General features: G+C 37.1%; 1 protein-coding gene. It reads right to left on the bottom strand.

Annotated elements, in window-relative coordinates:
* Positions 1–3,708: YSIRK-type signal peptide-containing protein (locus tag ADI86_RS00955; RefSeq protein WP_049531413.1), on the bottom strand; the 3,708-nt coding region annotated here is incomplete at its 3' end.
* Between the last annotated feature and the right edge of the window lie 614 nt (positions 3,709–4,322).

The following is a 4,322-nucleotide window of genomic DNA, read 5'->3' as shown; positions in this document are numbered from 1 at the left end:
AGCTTTTTCTGCATCTGTTAAGTTAGCTGGATCTTTAACTGGTGTCTTAGCTGGATCTTTAACTCCATCTGCATCCTTAGCTGGTGTTGTTGGTTTTTTAGTTACAAATTCTGACAATGGTTTTGTATCTGTAGAACCATCTGTATATGTTACTACAAGATTTCCTTTGTCATCTTTTGTGACTGACTTAATCTTACCATCTTTATCAACTGCAGTATTTTTTGCGATATTCGCATCATCATTTTTCTTGTTGTACTCAAGTTGTAGTTTTTCTTTGATTTTATCTAATTCAGCGTCTGTTACTTTAGCTGGATCCGCTACCTCAACTTTATCAGCTGGAGCTGGAGTTGCAATATCGTACTTATCTGTTTGAGATTTAACGATGAATAGAACATATCCTGGTGTCTGAGTTGCATTTGGATTCTTATCTAATGCTCTAAAATCAGTAGTTGATTTTGCATCATTATTGTCTTCAGCAACAACAAAGCTTGTCCACTTTTGACCAGCCTTAAGGTTTGTGACACCAGTCATCTTGATAGTAGCTGTTTTCTTATCACCAGAGACTGAACCTTCTCCAGTGACTGCACCATTTTCAACTTTACCTGTTGGTAATCCATAACCTGCTGCATTATTCCATGTAGTATCTCCAGGTCCACGAAGGTAAAGATTTTTAACTTCAGCTTCATCAGAACCTTTGAAGGTCAAATCAGTGTTTTCACCTGTATAAACATAGATTTCTTTCTTATCTTTATTTGAGTATGGAAGTTCAACTGTTGGAGCTACGTTTACAAATTCTGACAATGGTTTTGTATCTTTAGAACCATCTTTATAGGTTACAACAACATTGTTTCCTTCTTTTTCTACTTTATCAACAACTTTTGAAGCATCTTCTACTTCTTGACCTTTTTTGTCAGCTAAACGTGCATCTGGATTGTTTTGAGAATATTCAACTTTAACTTTCTCTTTAATTTTTTCAAACTCTTTATCAGTAACGTTGTTCGCATTTGATACGGTTACTTTATCAGCCGATGCTGGAGTTTTAATATCATATTTCTTAGTTTGTGCTTTTAATACGAAAGTTACTGCACCTGGGTCAGTTAAGTAAGAACCTACTATTTCTCCTGCACTATTTTTATTTTTTACTGCAGTATTAGAAATCTCTGCACCATCTGTATCCGTTGCTGTTGCAAAACGTGTTACAAGCTCTAAAGAGTCGTTTTCTGTTTTTGGCAATCTACTTTCATCAAGACCTGAAACTCGACCTGTTACTTTAATTGTTGCTGGTGTAGCAGTTTCAGAATTAATCGCTGTTACAGTATATCCAAATTCATTATCTTGTTTATCTGGGTTCCCATCAATATTATTTAGAGCTTGGTTTCCACCTTTTCTTAATGAAGCTGATTTAATTTTTCCAGAATCGTCATTAAAGGTAATATCAACGTCAGCATCTTCTCCAGTATAAAGGTAAACTTCTTTTTTGTTTGGAGCTGGATCTGAGTAAGGAATCTCTACTGTTGGTGCTACTACTGGAGTCTCTGGTTGTGGTTTTGGAGCTGCTTCAACGTCACGTGATTGCCATCCTTGAAGACTTGTGTAGCTACCTTTTTGCATGTTAGAGACAACTTCAGCTGTTGTTTCAGCTTTCATATCTTTTTTCAAGGTCAAGTTGATCGTTGAGTAGTGGTCTCCTTGATCACTTGAAGTAACACTTGCAAGTTCACTGTTTGTTACTTGCCAGTTGCCTGGAACACCAGCACGTTTTGGAACAGAATCACGTGTGAGTTCAACCGTTTGAACATTGCCATCTGGGTCCGTAAATTTGAAATAAGCGGCTCCCGCATCATGCGGCACTTTCAAGGTAACATTTCTATCATTTTCAACAAGATTATTCTTTTCTTTTGAATTAGATGATGGTTCGATCTCTGAGTAACCTAGAGAGACGTTTACAGGTACATCAGCACTTTCTACACCATTAACTGTTTGGCTAACGCTGATTTGACTCTTATCAACCAGCTGTTTACCACCAGTAACATTACTATTCAAACCAGTAGTAATTGGGAATGTCCACTGTCCGTTCTCTCCAACTATGGTAGTATTATTAACAACTTTACCCCCATCCTTAATATTGATTCGGGCACCTGGTGTTCCTGTACCTGTCAAGACTGTATCTGTAGAAGCTATAGTAGGAACTGTAATCGTGTCATTTGTTTGGGTATAAGTGTTGTTGACTCCTAGTTGTGATGTTTCTGGTTTTGGTTGTGGTTTTGGTTGTGGATTAGCCACATCGGCATCCGTAACATTAACAGGGTTAGTTGCGATTGTATGGACACCATGGTCAACTCCTGCTGTACCAACACGGAACATTCCCATGACAGCCTTCATATTTTTCAACTGCTCATTAGTTGTCGTTTTTGGTACAGTTGTGGTGAACTTCCATACATATGCATCTTGCGCGTCCCCACCTGTATTTGATTGATCCCAGATAACATGTTCTTCTGTTAGAGCATCGGCATATACTAATTCTTTTGCACCGGAAGTTTTTGCAGCATCCTTGAAATAGTCAGATTCCTTCCCAGCAAGCGTATCATAACCACGACCACTTCTAGTGCTAGGCCATTTATCTTTTGTGAAAGACACATTTGTCTTAAGAGGAATTCCTACAGCACTTTTTGGAGCTGGATCATCAAAAGTCACTTCATTGTAAAGAGAATTGCCATTCGGTCTAGGCCATACTGGTTTCCCACCTTGAAAAACAGGTTTGTTTGGAACTGCATACTGCAAACGTTCGATGTTTTCTGGCATATTCACTTCTTTAGGAATTTGAATATAGTTTCGGTATAACTCTCCTCTCATTCCATAAGTATTAGACAAGTTTTCCGCGTAGTTGTTGTAATAAACCATCCAGTCTACAGATGTAATTTTACCATTCTCGTCTTTATTAAATCTAGTTCTGTAGTTCAATATACGAGGAGCGAGTCTTTGAGCAGCTTCTGAGCTTGTTGAACCACCAACACCACTCGTAATGTAATCATTCTTTTTCCCGTTCTCGTTTGTTTCTTCGTTGGTCGAATAAGCAATCTCTGCTCTAAATTGAATTCCCGTTGGAATCGCTTTCTCGTTACGTGGGTCGTTAGATCCTGTGTTTTCGATTGAGTTAGATTCTGATTTAGGTTCAGTGTTTTCTGCTTTTTTACCTACAGTTTCTTTTCCTTCAGTTGTATCTACTGTTGGAGTTTCTTTTTTCTCTACAGGCTTGTTTTTTAATTTAGAGTTAACTGTAGTGACAAGTTTGCTGTAAGCTTGTTTTAGTTCAGCTTGAGTAGTTGCGTTCGCTAATGTAGTTTTTGCAGCTTCTAGGTCTGCTTTTAATACTGCAACACTTTCTTCTGTTTTGTTATCGTAAGAACCGTTAGAAAGTTTTGTCTCAATTTCTGAAATGTAACTTTCAAGTTGAGTTTTGTTCAAAACTGGCGCTACTTCTGTCGCAGGCTTTGACTTGTCTTCTTCAGGTTGTGGTTTAGGGCTTTCAGTAACCCGATTTCCCTGAATTTCATCCGCTTGAACTGATACAGCTCCATTACCTAAGAACATGAAAAGAGCAGCGACTGCTACACTGGCCGCTCCAAAGCTATATTTACGAATCGAATAACGCGTGACCTTTTCACGGTGCAAACGTTCAACACGACTCATGGGATTTTTGTGTTCCATGTTTTTCTCCTTTATGGAATTAGTTGTTTTAGCTTCTACATAACAAAATTTATTCCTTAAAAAGAATAAGCAATGTTCTCTTGTATATGCAGAAACCTACACTTGTATTCTACACTATTTTCAATATATTTGCAAACTTTTCGACTTCAAAATTTCGCAAAAAAAAAAAAGTATTTTGAGAAAGTAGGGAATTTTCAGACAGTTTTATTTTGCATTTTTTTACATTTAGATATTATATTTAATTGCTATATTATGCTATTGTATTTTGGTGCAATTTATACTTAATTACAGAAGATTTTACATATATATAATTATCATTCGAGTAAGTTTAAAAAATGAAAACAAGCATTGACTATTGACCCAATACTCAATGAAAATCAAAGAGCACACCAGGAAGCTAGCCGCAGGCTACTCAAAATACTGTTTTGAGGTTGCAGATGAAAGCTGACGTGGTTTGAAGAGATTTTCGAAGAGTACAAAATAAAACATGCTATCTAATTCGATAACATGTCCCCATTCTCATTTATAGCAAAGACTCAAACTCAGCTACTGTCATACCCAACTGCTGACTTGCAAATTCGGAAGTTAAAACATGTTGACGAACCATGTCTAAG

Origin of the sequence: Streptococcus pseudopneumoniae, from assembly GCF_001074975.1 — a bacterium.
Taxonomy (GTDB): Bacteria; Bacillota; Bacilli; order Lactobacillales; family Streptococcaceae; genus Streptococcus; species Streptococcus pseudopneumoniae_D.
Note: the sequence above shows the minus strand (reverse complement) of the source record. Positions and strands in the feature narration are given on the sequence as shown.